The organism is Hymenobacter perfusus (genome assembly GCF_003944765.1).
Classification (GTDB): domain Bacteria; phylum Bacteroidota; class Bacteroidia; order Cytophagales; family Hymenobacteraceae; genus Hymenobacter; species Hymenobacter perfusus.
Map to the genome: position 1 here is coordinate 411,123 of NZ_RWIU01000005.1, position 16,335 is coordinate 427,457.

At 59.5% G+C, this 16,335-nt stretch carries 15 protein-coding genes; 11 read left to right on the top strand and 4 right to left on the bottom strand.

Annotation, left to right across the window (positions count from 1 at the left end; all coding sequences use genetic code 11):
• The first annotated feature begins 11 nt into the window (after positions 1 to 11).
• Positions 12 to 1,568 carry a lysine--tRNA ligase gene (lysS, locus tag EI293_RS16375; protein WP_125439614.1) on the top strand — a complete coding sequence of 519 codons (1,557 nt, stop codon included), beginning with the start codon at positions 12 to 14 and terminating at the stop codon, positions 1,566 to 1,568.
• 347 nt (positions 1,569 to 1,915) lie between these two features.
• Here lysS and EI293_RS16380 read toward each other — a convergent pair whose 3' ends face one another.
• Both EI293_RS16380 and EI293_RS22590 read right to left on the bottom strand, forming a co-directional pair.
• Positions 1,916 to 2,305: a YtxH domain-containing protein gene (locus EI293_RS16380; protein ID WP_125439615.1), complete on the bottom strand. Its 390-nt coding sequence runs from the start codon at positions 2,303 to 2,305 to the stop codon at positions 1,916 to 1,918.
• Positions 2,306 to 2,443: 138 nt separating this feature from the next.
• The gene (locus EI293_RS22590) at positions 2,444 to 2,878 is read right to left on the bottom strand and encodes a CsbD family protein (protein ID WP_125439616.1); all 435 of its coding nucleotides are present in this window, start codon (positions 2,876 to 2,878) and stop codon (positions 2,444 to 2,446) included.
• A 254-nt stretch (positions 2,879 to 3,132) separates the two neighbouring features.
• On the opposite strand from EI293_RS22590, the gene EI293_RS16390 reads away from it, so the two are divergent.
• The 4 genes from EI293_RS16390 (at position 3,133) to EI293_RS16405 (ending at position 6,811) form a co-directional block, all read left to right on the top strand.
• Positions 3,133 to 3,363, top strand: coding sequence for a Kazal-type serine protease inhibitor family protein (locus tag EI293_RS16390; RefSeq protein WP_125439617.1), 231 nt, complete (start codon positions 3,133 to 3,135; stop codon positions 3,361 to 3,363).
• 44 nt (positions 3,364 to 3,407) lie between these two features.
• A complete protein-coding gene (locus tag EI293_RS16395; protein WP_125439618.1) occupies positions 3,408 to 3,779 on the top strand; it encodes a cupin domain-containing protein in 372 nt (123 codons plus the stop codon).
• 62 nt (positions 3,780 to 3,841) lie between these two features.
• Positions 3,842 to 4,702 (top strand): dienelactone hydrolase family protein, encoded by an 861-nt coding sequence (locus EI293_RS16400; protein ID WP_125439619.1) that lies wholly within the window; start codon positions 3,842 to 3,844, stop codon positions 4,700 to 4,702.
• Between the two features lie 660 nt (positions 4,703 to 5,362).
• Positions 5,363 to 6,811, top strand: a complete 1,449-nt coding sequence (locus EI293_RS16405) for a carbohydrate-binding protein (RefSeq protein WP_125439620.1) — start codon at positions 5,363 to 5,365, stop codon at positions 6,809 to 6,811.
• Between the two features lie 241 nt (positions 6,812 to 7,052).
• Here EI293_RS16405 and EI293_RS16410 read toward each other — a convergent pair whose 3' ends face one another.
• Complete coding sequence (locus tag EI293_RS16410) at positions 7,053 to 8,627, bottom strand: M28 family metallopeptidase (protein WP_170170412.1); 1,575 nt, start codon at positions 8,625 to 8,627, stop codon at positions 7,053 to 7,055.
• Between the two features lie 188 nt (positions 8,628 to 8,815).
• Positions 8,816 to 11,038, bottom strand: coding sequence for a xanthine dehydrogenase family protein molybdopterin-binding subunit (locus EI293_RS16415; protein WP_125439622.1), 2,223 nt, complete (start codon positions 11,036 to 11,038; stop codon positions 8,816 to 8,818).
• Between the two features lie 244 nt (positions 11,039 to 11,282).
• Between EI293_RS16415 and EI293_RS16420 the strand changes: the two genes are divergently transcribed.
• The 6 genes from EI293_RS16420 (at position 11,283) to EI293_RS16445 (ending at position 16,333) form a co-directional block, all read left to right on the top strand.
• The gene (locus tag EI293_RS16420) at positions 11,283 to 12,077 is read left to right on the top strand and encodes an alpha/beta fold hydrolase (RefSeq protein ID WP_125439623.1); all 795 of its coding nucleotides are present in this window, start codon (positions 11,283 to 11,285) and stop codon (positions 12,075 to 12,077) included.
• A gap of 114 nt (positions 12,078 to 12,191) precedes the next feature.
• Entirely contained in the window at positions 12,192 to 13,166 is a 975-nt protein-coding gene (locus EI293_RS16425) for a proline iminopeptidase-family hydrolase (protein ID WP_125439624.1), read from the top strand.
• 29 nt (positions 13,167 to 13,195) lie between these two features.
• Positions 13,196 to 13,486, top strand: a complete 291-nt coding sequence (locus EI293_RS16430) for a putative quinol monooxygenase (protein WP_125439625.1) — start codon at positions 13,196 to 13,198, stop codon at positions 13,484 to 13,486.
• 18 nt (positions 13,487 to 13,504) lie between these two features.
• Positions 13,505 to 14,056, top strand: coding sequence for a hypothetical protein (locus EI293_RS16435; protein WP_125439626.1), 552 nt, complete (start codon positions 13,505 to 13,507; stop codon positions 14,054 to 14,056).
• A 46-nt stretch (positions 14,057 to 14,102) separates the two neighbouring features.
• Positions 14,103 to 14,432 (top strand): hypothetical protein, encoded by a 330-nt coding sequence (locus EI293_RS16440; protein ID WP_125439627.1) that lies wholly within the window; start codon positions 14,103 to 14,105, stop codon positions 14,430 to 14,432.
• Positions 14,433 to 14,521: 89 nt separating this feature from the next.
• Positions 14,522 to 16,333: an ABC transporter ATP-binding protein gene (locus EI293_RS16445; protein WP_125439628.1), complete on the top strand. Its 1,812-nt coding sequence runs from the start codon at positions 14,522 to 14,524 to the stop codon at positions 16,331 to 16,333.
• Positions 16,334 to 16,335 lie beyond the last annotated feature (2 nt).

Consider the following 16,335-nt stretch of genomic DNA (forward strand, 5'->3'; position numbering starts at 1 on the left):
CCCCCTCCCCCATGCAGCACCTCAGCGAACAGGAAACCATACGCCGCCAGAAGCTGGACGAACTCCGCAACCTCGGTATCGACCCGTATCCGTCCGAGTTGTTCGATGTGAATTTCTATGCGCAGGAAATTCAGGACAACTACCACCCTGAGCTCAACAACTTTCAGGAAGTGAGCCTGGCTGGCCGGATGATGTCGGTGCGGGTGATGGGTAAGGCCTCGTTTGCTGAGCTGATGGATGCTTCGGGCCGGATTCAGCTCTACATAAACCGCGACGAAATCTGCCCCGGCGAAGACAAAACGCTGTACAACTCGGTGTTCAAAAAGTTGGTGGACCTGGGCGACTTCGTGGGCGTAAAAGGCCATGTGTTCAAGACGCAGGTCGGCGAAACCTCCGTGCACGTTACTAGCTTTCAACTGCTGAGCAAGAGCCTGCGGCCACTGCCAGTGGTAAAAACCCGCAAAGACGAAGCCACGGGTGAGGAAGTGGTATACGACGGCCTGACCGACCCGGAAACCCGCTACCGCCAGCGTTACGTGGACTTGGTGGTGAACCCCCACGTGCGGGAAGCCTTCATCAAGCGCACCCAACTGGTGCAGGCCATGCGTAACTACCTCAACGATAAAGGCTACCTGGAGGTAGAAACGCCTATCCTGCAGCCGTTGTATGGCGGCGCGGCGGCGCGGCCCTTCAAAACCCACCACAACACGCTGGACATGACGCTGTATCTGCGCATTGCCAACGAGCTGTATCTGAAGCGCCTGATTGTGGGTGGCTTCGATGGTGTGTATGAGTTCAGCAAGGACTTCCGCAATGAGGGCATGAGCCGCTTCCACAACCCCGAGTTCACCCAGATGGAGCTGTACGTGGCGTACAAGGACTACTACTGGATGATGGACTTGGTGGAGGAAATGGTGGAGAAAGTAGCCCTGGCCCTGCACGGCAAAACGGAAGTGCAGGTGGGCGAAAACCTCATCAACTTTCAGCGCCCCTGGAAGCGCTACACCATGGCTGAGTCCATTGAACACTTCACGGGCTTCAACATTGATGGCAAGAGCGAAGACGAGCTGCGCGCTGCCGCCAAGGACCTGAAAGTAGGCCTCGACCCGAGCATGGGCAAAGCCAAAATCATCGACGAAATCTTCGGGGAGCATGTGGAGCCGAAGCTGATTCAGCCCACCTTCATCACCGACTACCCGGTGGAAATGTCGCCGCTGGCCAAGAAGCACCGCAGCAAGCCGGGGTTAGTGGAGCGGTTCGAGGCCATCTGCAACGGCAAGGAAATCTGCAATGCCTTCTCCGAGCTCAACGACCCCATCGACCAGCGTCAGCGCTTCGAGGACCAGCTGGAGCTAGGCAAGCGCGGCGACACCGAAGCCATGGTGCTCGACGAGGACTTCCTGCGGGCGCTGGAGTACGGTATGCCGCCTACGGCCGGTCTGGGCATTGGTATCGACCGCCTGAGCATGATCATGACCAACTCCAACTCCATTCAGGACGTGCTGTTCTTCCCGCAGATGAAGCCGGAAAACACCAAATCGGAAAACGCGCCGAAGCCGGAAGCCTAACCGGCAACCAGGGCCGCAGTAAAACAGGAGAGCCGCTTGCTGGTGTAGCAAGCGGCTCTCCTGTTTTACTGCTCCTCTATAGCCCTAACAAAAAGAAAGCCTCCCGCTAAAATGGTGCGAGAGGCTTTCCTACTATACAAACGGCTTACCCTTCTGACTGGGGTGTACGGGAGAACTGTGCGATGGACAGCGTGTGATTTTGCTGGCGGGTTGTTTGACCAGATCCTGCCAGAACCTCCACGAGTCGGCAATTTTACTCACCGTAACCTCTCCAATCTTTTTTCAAGCCGATTATACCGTTTTTTACGACTGCTTAGCCTTAAGGGTTGCAGGAGAGGGCTGTTTTTTTACGAGGCTTTATACCCTGGAAAGTGCCGCGTATCACCCCCAATGCCGTCGTAATCCGAATCGTTTTCTTGGGTGTCGTTATCAGTAGCGGTACCGTTGGCAGGGCCGGCGGCGGGCTGGTTCATGGAACTGAGCAAATCATCGGCCGAGGCGCGGTCAGTGGTGTGCTGCTCAGAATCGGCAGGGGCCTGGTCCTTCAATGAGGCCAGGCGAGATTTACCTTCCTGGAAAAGCTTATTAAGGTCGTCGCTTAGCTTAGAGGCTGATTTTTTGAGGCCGGAACGGGTTTCGTCGCCAGTTTCGGGGGCCAGCAGCAGGCCAGCAACTATGCCCGCCGTGGCGCCCACCAGCAGGGAGAGAATGACTTTGCCTTTCGTGTCGTCTTGCATGAGAAAAGGAGATTTGAGTGACGGGATAGAGCCGCCGGCTGCAGGCCGGGAGTTTTGTAACGCAGGCCAGCCACCGGAGGTTAAACAAAAAGCCGCTCCTTCCGAGGAAAGAGCGGCTTTTTTGGCTGTTGAAACGGCCTACAGGTCGTTCAGCATTTTTACGATTTCGCCTTTGGCTTTGCCCAGCTTGTTCTGCAGGCGGCCTACCAACTCATCACCTTTACCGTCGGCGTAGTCTAGGTCATCGTCGGTCAGCTGCGCATATTGCTGCTTCAGCTTGCCTTTGGCGGTATCCCAGTCACCCTGCAGTTTCAGTTTAGCACCGGAGCCACTCAGGCCTAGGTCTTCCAGCTTCTCGATATAGCCTTTGAACTTCGAATCGAGGTCTTCACCGTATTTCGAAAGCTGCTCACCCAACTGGCCGCTGTACTTAGTGGCAGCGCTGCCAATTTTTTCGCGGGTGGCTTTGCCTTTGTCGGGAGCCATCAGCAGACCGGCAATGATGCCAGCACCGGCACCGGCCAAAGCAGCGAGGAGAATTTTACCGGAGTTGTCTTCTTCGTGATACGACATATTCGTGGGGGAGAGAAAGGGTTGAAAATAGGGTTGCAAGAGAAGCGGTAACCCAGGCTGCCGAAGCAGAGCGCAGTTTGTTAATGGAGCAAGCTGCGCCGGATACCGGATATGGGCAACTATACGAAGCCCTGCGGCCGGGGTTTTGCGGCGAAGCAAAAATTAGCATTCAAAAATATACTTTCCGTGCTGATCAGCTGGGTAGCACTTCCGTATTTTGGCTTATCATCGGCCTTACCACCTATCAACAACTCATGAAAATACACCCTGCCCTACTGGCGCTGCCGCTGTTCCTGGCGGCCTGCCAGCGCGAAACCGCTCCCACTTCCGATTGTATTGATACCAGCAAAATCCGGAAGGACTCTATCTGTACCATGGAATACGCCCCCGTTTGCGGCTGCGACGGCAAAACGTACAGCAACCCCTGCCAGGCCACTAACGCTGGCGTTACCAGCTCCACGCCCGGAGCCTGCGCCGGCCAGTAAGCCTACGGAGCATCTTTTTTACCCTGAACTTTCCGCTTTGTCTCATGTCAGAAAAACGTTATTTCCGCCAGCAGAACCCGTTTGTAGTGCCCACCACCGATGGCAAGCTCATTGAGGAGCACATCGGGCAGGCCAGTACCGGTACCGCCGCGTACAGCGTGGCCCACATGGTGGCCCCGCCCCAGTGGAGCGAGCCGCACCAGCGCCCCGAGTTCGATGAAGTGACTATTGTAGTGCGGGGACGCAAACGGTTTGAAATTGACGGCGACGTGGTGGAGTTGGGCGCGGGCGAGTCGTTGCTGATTAAGGCCGGGGCCCGGGTGCGCTACTCCAACCCGTTTAATACTGAGTGCGAATATTGGTCGGTGTGCGTACCGGCCTTCTCGCCCGCTACCGTACACCGGGAGCAGGAATAACCGCCGCGCCTCCACCGGCATATGCGTAGCTTACTCTTTCTTTTTCACCGTCTTTCTACCCCATGGACCAGCGCATCATCAACCTCTTCGACGAATACACCCACGCCCCGCTCAGCCGGCGCGACTTCCTGGACCGGCTGCACAAGCTGGCGGGTGGCGCGGCCCTGGCGGCGGCGGCCCTAGCCGTACTGGAACCCGGCTACGCCCAGGCCGCCACCGTAAGCGAGCAGGCCGATGATCTGGTGACTGAAGAAGTGACTTGGCCCGGCGAGGCGGGCGTGACCATGAAAGGCTACCTGGTGCATCCGAAAGGCAAGAAAAAGCGCGGCGCGGTGGTCATCATCCACGAAAACCGGGGCCTCACGCCGCACATCAAGGACGTGACGCGGCGCGTAGCCCAGGCTGGCTACCTCGCGCTGGGCGTCGATGCGCTGTCAGTGTTCGGGGGCACGCCGGCCAATGAGGACGAGGGCCGCACGCTCATTGGCAAGCTGGATAAGCAGCAGAACCTGAACAACTACCTGGCCGGCCTGCGCTACCTGCGCCAGCGCCCCGACTCGAACGGCAAGACTGGCTGCGTGGGTTTCTGCTGGGGCGGGGCCATGGCCAACAGCCTCGCCGTGCACGATGCCCAGCTGAACGCCGCCGTGGCCTACTACGGCACCCAGCCCGCCGCCCCCGAAGCGGCCCGCATCAAGGCGCACCTGCTGTTGCACTACGCCGGCCTCGATGAGCGGGTAAACGCCGGCAAAGGCGCCTGGGAGGTGGCCCTAAAGGCGGCCGGCGTGAAGTATGAGCAATACGTGTACGAAGGCGTCAACCACGCCTTCAACAACGACTCCTCCCCCGCTCGCTACAACGCCGAAGCCGCCCAGCTGGCCTGGAGCCGCACCTTGAAGCTGTTTAAGGAGCAGTTGGGGTAATAGCGCCCGGTTATGATTCTATTTATTTCCTTGCTGATTCTTGGGCCACTGCTTTGGATTCTTAGTCTGGTGCTGCTGAAAAGCTGGCGCTACTTCTGGGTGTATTTCGTGGCTAATCTGGTACTACTGGTTGGCTACCTGGCAATTCTTAGTACCAGCTCACTCCCCTATTTCGGGCACGATGAGTACGGGCTCCGCCGGCTACTTATCCTAGTGGCAGCCATTATATTACATGCAATGCTAGGCTTTTTCTTCGCTCTTGGTTTCGAGTTTCGTCAGCGGCGTGGGCGCGGTACCAATTCTATGTTAGAATAGATGTACTGTCAGGCCCTTAATGCACATGACTTGACGGTTCTCATTCCGTAGAATATTCCAGCGCGCGTTGACTGGTTTTTTAACATACTTCGCACTTTTTACGTGTTTTTTAGCCGCACCGGCCCGCCAGCTTCCCAGCTGCGCGGGCCGGTTTTTTGCCGGTTTACAGCGGTTCGGGCGTTGTGCGGTAGGCGTATAAGCTATTCAGCAAGCGACAGTTGACTGGTGGCGGGAGGCTTGCATTTGAGGAGAATTGTGTGAAACCTTAGCCAACCCCCAAGGCCTCGCCACCGGTTTCCGGCCTGGCTACACCGCTCTTTCGTTCCACCAATTCCCACACAACCAATGAAACACCGGTTTACCTCCCTCCTGGGAGCTGCGGCGCTGTACCTGCTCGGCTCCTTTTCCTCCCACGCCCAAACCTACCAGCAGGTGTGGGCCGACGAATTCAACGGCAGCATCAGCTCCAGCTGGGTATTTGAAACCGGCGGTGGCGGCTGGGGCAACAACGAGAAGCAGTACTACCAGCGCGCCAACGCCAGCGTGGTGAACGGCATTTTGCAGATTACGGCTCGCAAGGAGAACGTGGGCGGCTACCCGTACACGTCCTCGCGCATGAAAACGCAGGGCACCAAGGAGTTCAAGTACGGCAAAATTGAGGCCCGCATGAAGCTCCCGCTGGGCCAGGGCTTGTGGCCAGCTTTCTGGATGCTGGGCAGCAACATCAACACGGTAAGCTGGCCGGCCTGCGGCGAAATCGACGTGATGGAGCACATCAACGCCGAGAACAAAGTGTACGGCACCGTGCATTGGGACAGCAACGGCCACGCCGAATACGGCGGCAACATTATCACCTCCCCCGACGCATACCACGTGTACTCCATTGAGTGGGAGCCGGCCTACATCCGCTGGTTCGTGGATGGGGTGAAGTACCACGAAATCAACATTACGAACAACACCGGCGGCACCGAGGAATTTCAGCGGCCCTTTTTCCTGCTGCTGAACCTGGCCGTGGCCGGCAACTGGCCGGGCCAGACGGTGGACGAGAGCAAGCTCCCCGCCACCATGTTCGTGGATTACGTGCGGGTGTTCCAGAAAACCACGGCGGCCACCAGCCGGACCATTCAGGCGGAAAGCTACTCGGCCATGAACGGCATGCAGCTGGAAACCACCACCGATACCGGCGGCGGCCAGAACGTGGCCTACGTGGACGCCGGCGACTGGCTGGCCTACAACAGCGTAAACTTCCCGACTTCCGGCAACTATCTGCTGGAATACCGCGTGGCCAGTCCCTCGGGCGGCACGCTCTCCTCAGACCTGAACGCGGGGGCGGTGCAACTGGGCAACACGGCCATTCCGGCCACGGGCGGCTGGCAAAACTGGACGACCGTCTCGAAAACCGTGTACATTAATGCGGGTACGTACAACTTCGGCGTATTTGCCCAAACCGGCGGCTGGAACCTCAACTGGATTCGGATTACGCCGGCCAGTAGTGCCCGCGCGGCCAGCTCTGCGGCTACGGCCGCCGCCCCGGCCGCAATAACCGGCATTTTCGACGTGGCGGTGTACCCCAACCCGCAGGTGGCTGGCGCGCCGCTCAGCATTCAGCTGCAAAATGCCGACCTCACCCAGCCTACCACCGTGCAGGTACTGGACGTAAGCGGCCGGCAGGTATGGCAGCAGACGACCTTTGGCAGCACAGTGGAAGTAAGCCACAGCCTGCCCGGCGGCGTGTATTTGATTCAGGCCACCAACGCCGCCGGCAAAATCACGAAGAAGCTGGTGGTGCAATAGGTGAATTTGTGAAGTGGTGAAATTGTGAAAGGACTGTCATTGCGAAGCCGGAGGCCGAATCAATGACAGTCCTTCGTAATTCACAAAGCCTTAAAAAGCAGAAAGCCCCTGACGTCCGTGCTGGCGTCAGGGGCTTTTGCGTAGGTCAGAAGTTCGTGCTTCGTGAGGGAGCTGTCATTGGTTCGCGCTGCTCGCAATGACAATATCCACAATTTCACCCTTCACAATTTCACCATTCCCGCTACATCCGCTGCTCGGGCTTGGCAACGGGCAGGGGTTTGCGGGGCAGCTTAGCGTCGCGCATGGCGGCCTGGTACACGAAGGACGCAACCAGCACGGAAGCCTGCTTCAGATCATCGGCGGGCAGGCGCTCATAGGTGTCCATGTTGGTGTGGTGGGTGCGGGTGCCGTAATCGAGCGGGTCCTGAATGAACTGGAAGCCGGGCAGACCTACGGCATCGAACGAGAGGTGGTCAGTGCCGCCGGTGTTGCGCAGCGTGACCGTGGTAGCACCCATATCGGCGAAGGGCTGGAGCCACTCCCGGAAGATGGGTGCGGCGGCCTCGTTGCCCTGAGCGTAGATGCCTCGGATTTTGCCGGCCCCGTTATCGAGGTTGAAATAGGCGGCCAGCTTCTCGTGGTCGGGCAGCAGCTTCATGGTGGCGGGGTCGGCGAAGTGGTTTTTCACGTAGCCCCGCGAGCCGAACAGGCCCTGCTCCTCCTCGCCCCACAGCGCAATCCGGATGGTGCGGCGCGGCTGCACGCCGCTGGCCTTCAGAATGCGCACAGCCTCCATCATGATGGCGCAGCCGGCGGCGTTGTCGGTGGCGCCGGTGGCGGCGTGCCAGGAATCAAGGTGGCCGCCGAGCATCACCACTTCGCTCTTGAGCTTTTTATCGGTGCCCGGAATTTCGGCCACCACGTTGTAGCCCTTCAGGTCCTGACTCTGGAAGCGGGTGCGGGTTTCCAACTCCAGCTCCACCGGAATACCGGCATCAGCCAGTCGAATCAGGCGCAGCTGGTCCTCGGGAGCCATTTCCAGCTCGGGCAGTACGGGCTTGGCGTCGGCGGCGTAGGGCGCGCCGTTGCTGGTGAAGAACGTGCCATCGGAGCCGCCACGGGTACTCAGAATCGCCGCCGCGCCTTCGCTCAGAATCATATCCGACATTTTGGTGCGCAGGGCCATCATGGTACGGCGCTGGGCCATACGCTTCTCCATTTCGGCGGCGTCGGGCGTGGCGGTGGGCGGCTCGGGCTTGAAGTCGGCCATTTTCTGCAGGTCGGCGTCGGAGTGGCGCCGGGCGTCCGGCTCGAAGCTGGGTTTGGGCGGATTAGCTACGTCCAGCAGCACAATTTTGTCGCGCAGTTGGCCTTTGTACTTGTCCAGTTCGGCCTCCGTAGTGGCTTTCACCACCACCACCTGCTTTTTAAGCGGGCCGTTGGTGCTGGGCGTCCAGGCTTTGGGGGCCCCGATGAGGGTGTGGTAATACGGCGCCGTCATGGCCACGTACGACTTCTCGATGTCCCAGCCGCGGCCGAAGGTGCCCCAGGGTTCCACGTTGGCTTTCACCAGGCCCCAGTCGCCGAGCTGCTTCTTGGTCCACTCGTTGGCGCGGGTCAGGCCGGCGGAGTTAGCCAGGCGCGGGCCGCACACGTCGGTCAAATAAAAGGCCGTTTCCATTACTTTGGAGCGGTTCAGGCCTTCATCTTTGATTTTGGCAAGCATGGCCGGATCGGCCTTGGTGCCCTGCTGGGCCAGGGCCGGGGCGGCCACCGCCAGGCTGGTGCCCAGGGCCAGGAGTCGAAGTACGTTCATCAGGAGTTGGTTGGAAAGTGGAGATTCAGGACCCTAAAGAACCAAAAAACCCGCTCACGTTGCGCCGCCGGCCCAACGGCTGGCAGCCGGCGGGCCGGCGGCCGTGTGGTTCGTTTCCACGAAGTCAGAACAACGTCAGCTTATGACAACCGGCCCGACGGCTTTTAGCCGCCGGACCTTACCTATTGCTACACCAGCTTGTCCGGCGTAATCGGTAGCTCGCGGATGCGCTTGCCGGTGGCGTGGTACACGGCGTTGGCCACGGCGGCGGCAAAGCCGATCAGGCCGATTTCACCGATACCTTTGGCTCCCATCGGGTCGAGGCGCAGGTCGGGCTTGTCGATGAACAGCACGTCGATTTCGGGCATATCGGCCGCCACGGGCAGATGGTATTCGGCCAGCTGGTTGTTGAGGAAGCGGCCGTAGCGGTGGTCCATGCGCGCCTGTTCCAGCAGTGCCTGCCCAATGCCCCAGGTAACGGAGCCGTACACCTGCGAGCGGGCCGTGTGCGCATTCAGCACCCGCCCCACGTCCAGCGCCGACACCACCCTACTCACCCGCACCTGCCCGGTGGCCTCGTGTACCCGCACCTCCACAAAGTTGGCGCAGAACGATTTGCCGGAATAGGCTTCCTGCTGCGGCCCCTTATCGGCCTCACGGGTCAGATCCAGCCCCATCAGGCTGTGCTGCTGCAACAGCTCGGCGTAAGTGAACTGCTCCTTCGGCCGCTTAATTTGACGGATTACGCCGCTTTCAACCGTTAAGTCCGCGAGTTGCAACCGGCGTTTTTTCCAGGCGGGGGCGCTCCGGGCCAGCTCCAACAGCCGCTGCCGCAGCGCGGCGCACACCTCATGCACCGCCGTCCCCACCGAGGTAGCGGTGTGCGAGCCAAACTGCCCCGGCGCGGGCGGCAGGCTGGAGTCGCCCAGCTCAAACCGGATATTTTCCACCGGCACGCCGCTGGCATCGGCCGCAATCTGGCTCATGATGGTGGCCGTGCCGGGGCCTACGTCGGCGGTGGCGCTTTGTACCAGTAGGCGACCATCGGCAAAGAGTTGGGCCCGGGCACTGGCCTTGGTGCGCTCCGATTTGTAGATACCCATGCTCATTCCCCAGCCCACCAGCCACTCGCCGGCGCGGGTGGCGCGGGGCTGTGGTGGCCGGCGGCTCCATCCGAAACGCGCCGCGCCCTGCTCGTAGCAGGCCCGCAGCTCATTGCTCGACCACGGCTTATCGCCTACCGGGTCCACGTCGGCAAAGTTTTTCAGGCGCAGCGCCAGCGGGTCCAGGTCGAGGGCGTAGGCCAGCTCATCCATGGCCGACTCCATAGCAAACGAGCCGCTGGCCTCGCCGGGGCCGCGCGTCCAGGCGGGCGTGCTCAGGTCCAGCGGCACCAGCTGGTAGCGGGTATTGATGTTCGGGCAGCGGTAGGCCGATTTGGTGGGGTCCACGATGCGCTCGGCAAGCTCTTCGTAGCGCGAAGTCTGCCCGAAGGCCGTGTGGGTGATGCCGGTGAGCTGCCCATCGGCCGTGGCGCCCAGCCCGACTTTCTGGATAGACTGCGGCCGATAGCCCACCATATTGAACATCTGGTCGCGCTGCAGGGCCACCTTCACCGGCCGGCCCGTCAGCTTCGCCCCCAGAATGGCGGCCACCTCCTGCGGCCAGATGCGCGAAGCCCCGCCAAACGCCCCGCCTACGAACGGCGAATGCACCTGCACCTGCTCGGCCGTAAGCTGAAACATGCGCATCAAATCCTTCTGGGCCACGCTGGGGGCCTGGGTTTTGTTGTAAACGATGAGCCGCGCGCCCTCCCAGCGGGCAATGGCGGCGTGGGGCTCCATAGGGTTGTGCACCTGCACCGGCGTGCGGTATTCCTGCTCTACCCGCACGGCCGCCTGCTGGTAGGCGTCGGGCTGCCCGCGCAGATAATCCTCGGCCTTTTTGGGCTTGATGCCCCGGGCGCGGTGGGCGCTCAGGTCAGTTTCCGACGCCAGTATTTCGTACTGCACCCGCACCAGCGCGGCGGCGTGCTGGGCGCGTTCCAGCGTATCGGCCAGGGCCAGGGCTACCGGCTGGTTGCTGAAATACACCTGGTCATCGTGAAACACGCGTAGCTCCTGGCCCTCCAGGCGCGGGTTGTTGTTGGCGGCGGCCTCTTGGTAAGCGGGCACACCGGGCGAGTTGCGGTACGTGAGAACAGCCAGCACACCCGGGGATTTTTCGGCGGCCGTGGTGTCCAGGTCTTTGATGCGGCCCCGGGCAATACGGCTGGTCACCAGCACACCATGCACCACGCCCGGCACGGCATGCTCGGCAGCGTAGCGGGCTTGGCCCGTGACTTTGGCGCGGCCGTCTACCCGGCGCAGGGGCTGACCAATACTGGGATTAGCAGGTTGCGGATTATTCATGGCGGCTGGTTACGGCGTGGGATGGTTGGGGTTTGTGTCTACGGGAGCCGGCAACTCAATGCTGCATCAGACCGGGCGGGCTTCTGTTTGGTCAGTATTTTTCCCATTCTGAAACAGGCCTACGCCTTCAGGGCCCGCCGAAGCATCAGGACATACTACTATATCCTATTTTGAAAATATATTGATTCTGCCCCTACGTTTTCGTAACTACCTTATTTCTATCCCATTCCGGCAATTACATGCTATGACAGTGCTCAAACGTAATAACGTGCGCATAACGGGCCGAGGCTCCCGGACGTTGCTGTTTGTGAACGGCTTCGGCTGCGACCAAAGCATCTGGCGCTATATCACGCCCGCCTTATCCGAGCAGTTTCAGCTGGTGCTTTTCGACCACGTCGGGGCCGGCCTTTCCGATGTCACGGCCTATGAGCCCGCTAAATATGCATCACTCGACGGCTACGCCCAAGATGTACTCGATATCTGCCAGGAGCTGAATCTGCGAAACGTTACGCTCATCGGGCACTCAGTAGGGGCCATGATTGGCATGCTGGCCGCCATCCGGGAACCCGGACTTTTTCAGCAGGTGCTGATGCTGTGTCCTTCACCCTGCTACCTCAACGAAGCCGGCTATCAGGGTGGTTTTGACCGGGCTGATATTGAGGCCATGCTCACATTTATGGCGCAGGATTTCGTGGGCTGGGCTGATTCATTCGCGCCTTTCATCATGGGCAACCCCGACCGCCCTACGCTCTCAGCCGAACTTGCCCACAGCTTCTGCCAGAGCGACCCTGCTATTGCCAAACAGTTTGCCCGCGTCACCTTCCTCTCCGATAACCGCGCCGACGTCAACAACCTGCAAACGCCCTGTCTGCTGCTGCAATGCGCCCGCGACCTAGTGGCCCCGCTGGCCGTGGGAGCCTACCTGCAAGCCTGCCTGCCCCAGGCCACCCTCGTTACCCTGCCCGTGGCCGGCCACTGCCCCCACGTCAGCGCCCCCACCGAAACCCTGGATGCGCTGGAGGCTTTCATGGCCGCCTGACGGGAGCCGTCTACTGTATCGGTTTTACCAACCCGTTTGGTTTGAAAGGTGCCCTCTGCGCAACCGGAATCTTTGCGGATATTGGAGTCGTCTTTCCTCCTTATCTGCTATTCCGTGTTGTTTCGCTCCTTTCTATTCGCGTTGCTGTGCTTCCTGCCATTTCTCACCAGCGCCCAGTCGCCCGTCCCCGACAGCAGCTACGCCGCCAAGCTGGCGGCCCCCGGGGTGAAAATGATTTCCATCGACGGCAAGTACAAAGTGTGGACCCAGAAGGTGGGCGCGGGCAAAATCAAGCTACTGGTGCTGCACGGCGGCCCCGGCAACACCCACGAGTACTTCGAGAACTTCCCGCAGTACCTGGCCAAAGAGGGCGTGGAAATCTACTACTACGACCAGCTCAACTCCTACCACTCCGACAAAACTGACGACCTGAGCGTCTGGACCATTGCGCGCTTCGTGGAGGAAGTGGAGCAGGTGCGGCAGGGCCTGGGGCTGGATCAGTTCTATTTGCTGGGCCATTCCTGGGGCGGCATGCTAGCCCTGGAGTACACCGCCAAGCACCCTGAGCACATTAAAGGACTCATCACGTCCAACATCGGTTACAAGGCCACAGTGTTCAACAAGCACCGCTTTAGCCAGTACGCGGACATCATCCGGCGGCAGGCGGCGCAGGAAGGCAAAGTCATTGCCGGCCTCGATACGATGGGGTTAATGAGTCTCTCCCCGTACATCACGCCGGCCGTGACCAAGGAGTTTCGTAGTCTGCACATGATGCGCCGCCAGCCGGAGCACCCCATCTTCACGCGCAGCCAGGCCCACATCACCCGCGCCTACGCGGGCGCCTTCATGCCCTTCATGCTGGCCTGGGACTTCTCCGACCGGCTGGCCGCCATCAAGCCGCCCACGCTGGTTATCGGCGCGCAGCACGACTTTGTGCCGCCGGCCGATATTGCCTACATGCAAAAGCACATTCCCAACGGCCAAGCCTATGTCTGCCCCGAGGGCTCGCACTACGCCATGTGGGACGACCCCGAGCACTACTTCCCGGCGCTAATCAAATTCCTGCGGAAAACGGAGCGGAAAGGGTAACTTCAGTTCACACTTTCCACTTCCTTGCCATGACGGTCGAATACATCCGCTACCGCATTGCCGCCGCGCCGCAGCCGGCGTTTCTCGAAGCCATCCGGCGCGCCCACGAGCTGCTGGCCGCCGCCCCCGAGTGCCTGCGCTACGAACTCGCGCACTGCGAGGAAGACCAGGAATTGTTCGTGTGGCGCATCGAGTGGACGTCAGTGGAGCAGCACCTGAACGGCTTCCGCAAGAGTGCGGCATTTGGGGCGTTTTTCCAGCTGGTGAAGCCATTTTACGCCAGCATTCAGGAGATGAACCACTATGCGTTGGTGGAGTAAAATTATACTTCAGAAGTTATGAAAAAGTGGACTTCTACTCTATTTCCATTCCTTTTGCTCTGCCTTTTGCTGACAAACTGTGTGGCCGTCAGCAAGCGAAAATCTTGGATGTGGCGCAAGTTGAAATCAGACACTACTTCAGATCCTTACGTAGGCTTTATTGAGATAAACCTGCTCAAAGAAGTCATCTGGATTCCGACTCCGATTATCATGACAGAAGTCAATTGTTCGCGCAATTACTTGTTAGACATTGATTTTCACACGGAAACGAAGAATGAGTATCGCAAACTAGACTCCATACGCTACAGCATTATTACCTCAGATAATCGAATAGTTAACGAGGGAGTGTTACCTATCAAGAATGGAGAGCTTAGTATTCGCTCATATTCGCCTGGTATTTATCGGGCTCAATGCACAACGGAGCCCAGCATACACCTAGGCAAACAGAAACAGGCACTCAACGGTACTTTCACCATCTATGCTACTGACATTAATGGTCAGCCGAAAGCTGTTCACGTCACCGATGTTATTCTCAATTACTACAAGCCCAGAATCATGAGTTTCTTTTAGCTTTTCTCACTTACAGCTCTCCCTGATCCGCTCTATTCCACTTGTTATGATTTGGCATCCAATTTCGCTTGAAGACCTCTACGACGACATACTTTCCGCAGAAGTCGAGATGCGCGGCGAACTAGAACGCTTGTGGGAACTGGTGAAAATCTTTCCGGAGAAGTGGCAATACGACACCTATGGCAGCGGAGAGGACAGCTTTTGGGTGGTGGCAGTCTGCGGCCGACGCATCATTTGGTACGACGACATAGAGGAGCATTTCTGTCTTTCCGAATACAATACCTACGGTCACTTCGATAAGAATACAGTACACGGAGTGGCATCTGGATTACAGAATAATGTTCAGGCATTATTGGCCAGGATACAGTTCCACTAATCAATGCGGGTTATCTCCTTCTTCTTACCCTACAACCCCCGCCCCGTCCCGCTCGTCTAACCGGCAACTCCTCACTTAGCCGCTACTGCATGAGTCTCTGGGAAATTATCAGGCGCCTGTATCCTTACGTGCTGCCCTACCGGCGGCTGGTCATTGCTACGCTGCTGCTCACGCTGGTGGGCTCGTTGGCGGCGCAGGTAAACCCGTTTGTGCTGCGCTACACCGTGGATACCGTGCAGGGCATGCTCGACCGCAACCAGGCACTGGCCGAAGGGTTTGAGTTGCTGCTGCTGGTGAGCGGGCTGCTGCTGGGCAAGGAAATCATCAACACCGGCATCCAGTTCGGGCAGAAGTTTTACGGCGAGAAAATCCGCATCAACGTGAGCAGCACGCTGGTGCGCGACGCGGTACACAAGGTGCTCAGCTACCAGCTCGGCTTCTACTCCGACAGCGGTAACCAGACCGGCAAGCTCCAGACCCGCATTGACCGGGGCGTGGAGAGTCTGATGAAGCTGGTGCAGAACTTCTTCATTGATATTCTGCCGCTGTTTGCCAACTCCATTGTGGCCCTGGTGGTCATGTTTGCCAACAACCTGTACGTGGGGCTGGTGGCCGTGGCGGTGCTGCCGGTGTACTTCTGGCTCAGCTACCGCCAGGCCGATAAGCTCAACGGCACCCGCCGGGCGTTGCGCGGCCTGCGCGAAGCCCGCAGCCAGGGCCTCGTGAACCTCATCGACTCGGCCGTGGTCATCAAGAGCTTCGTGCGCGAAAACTACGAGGAGCAGAAGCAGGCCCAGGTGCAGCAGAACCTCCAGGAAGCCCAGTTGGAAACGCGCAAAACCAACTTCCTCTACGACGGCCTCAAAACCTTCACCGAGCAGATCGGCGTCGTGCTCATCATCATCTTGACGGCCTACCTGGTGCTCGACCGGCAGATCAGCATCGGGGCTATCATGTTCCATATCCTGCTGTTCAACAACGTGTCGGCCCCCATCCGGCAGCTGCACCGCATCTACGACGAGATGAACGACGCCCTCACCTACGCCGAGGGCTTCTTCGATATTCTGGATGCCGAGGACGCCGTGGAGCCCACCGGCCCGCTCCGGCCCGACCACCTGCAGGGCACGTTCGACATCTGCAACGTGGACTTCACCTACCCCAGCGGCACCCAAGCGCTGCACGATGTCTGCCTGACCATTGAGGCTGGCAAAACCACCGCGCTGGTGGGCCTGAGCGGGGCCGGCAAGAGCACTATCATCAACCTGCTCTGCAAGTTCTACGCCCCCGACTCGGGCCGAATGCTGCTCGACGGCCGCCCGCTGGCCGACTACGACACCCACGCCCTGCGCCGGCAAATTGGGCTGGTGCTGCAGAAAAACCACATTTTCAAGGGTACCATTGAGGAGAATATTCGCTACGGCGTGATGGACGCCACCCTCGACCAGATCAAGGCCGCTGCCCGCCAGGCCTACCTGCACGAGCAGATTATGGAGCTGCCCAACGGCTACCAGTCCGACGCCCAGCAGCTCTCGGGCGGGCAGCAGCAGCGCATTGCCATTGCCCGGCTGTTCCTCAAGAATCCGCCCATCATCTTCCTCGACGAGCCCACCGCCTCCCTCGACGCCATTGCCACCGAGCAGATCAAGAACTCCCTCGATGCCATCAAGCAGGGCCGCACGGTGGTCATCATCTCCCACAGCCTCGCCCAAATTGTCGATTCCGACTGCATCTACGTGATGAAGCAGGGCCGCATGGTGGAAAGCGGCACCCACGAGCACCTCTACGACCTGCGCGGCACCTACCGCGAAATCTTCGACGCCTCGGCCCGCAGCCTCAACATCGAGAAGCTGGCCCGGGTAATGGTAGACGATGAGGATGAGGTAGGTGACACGGCGGGGTGAAA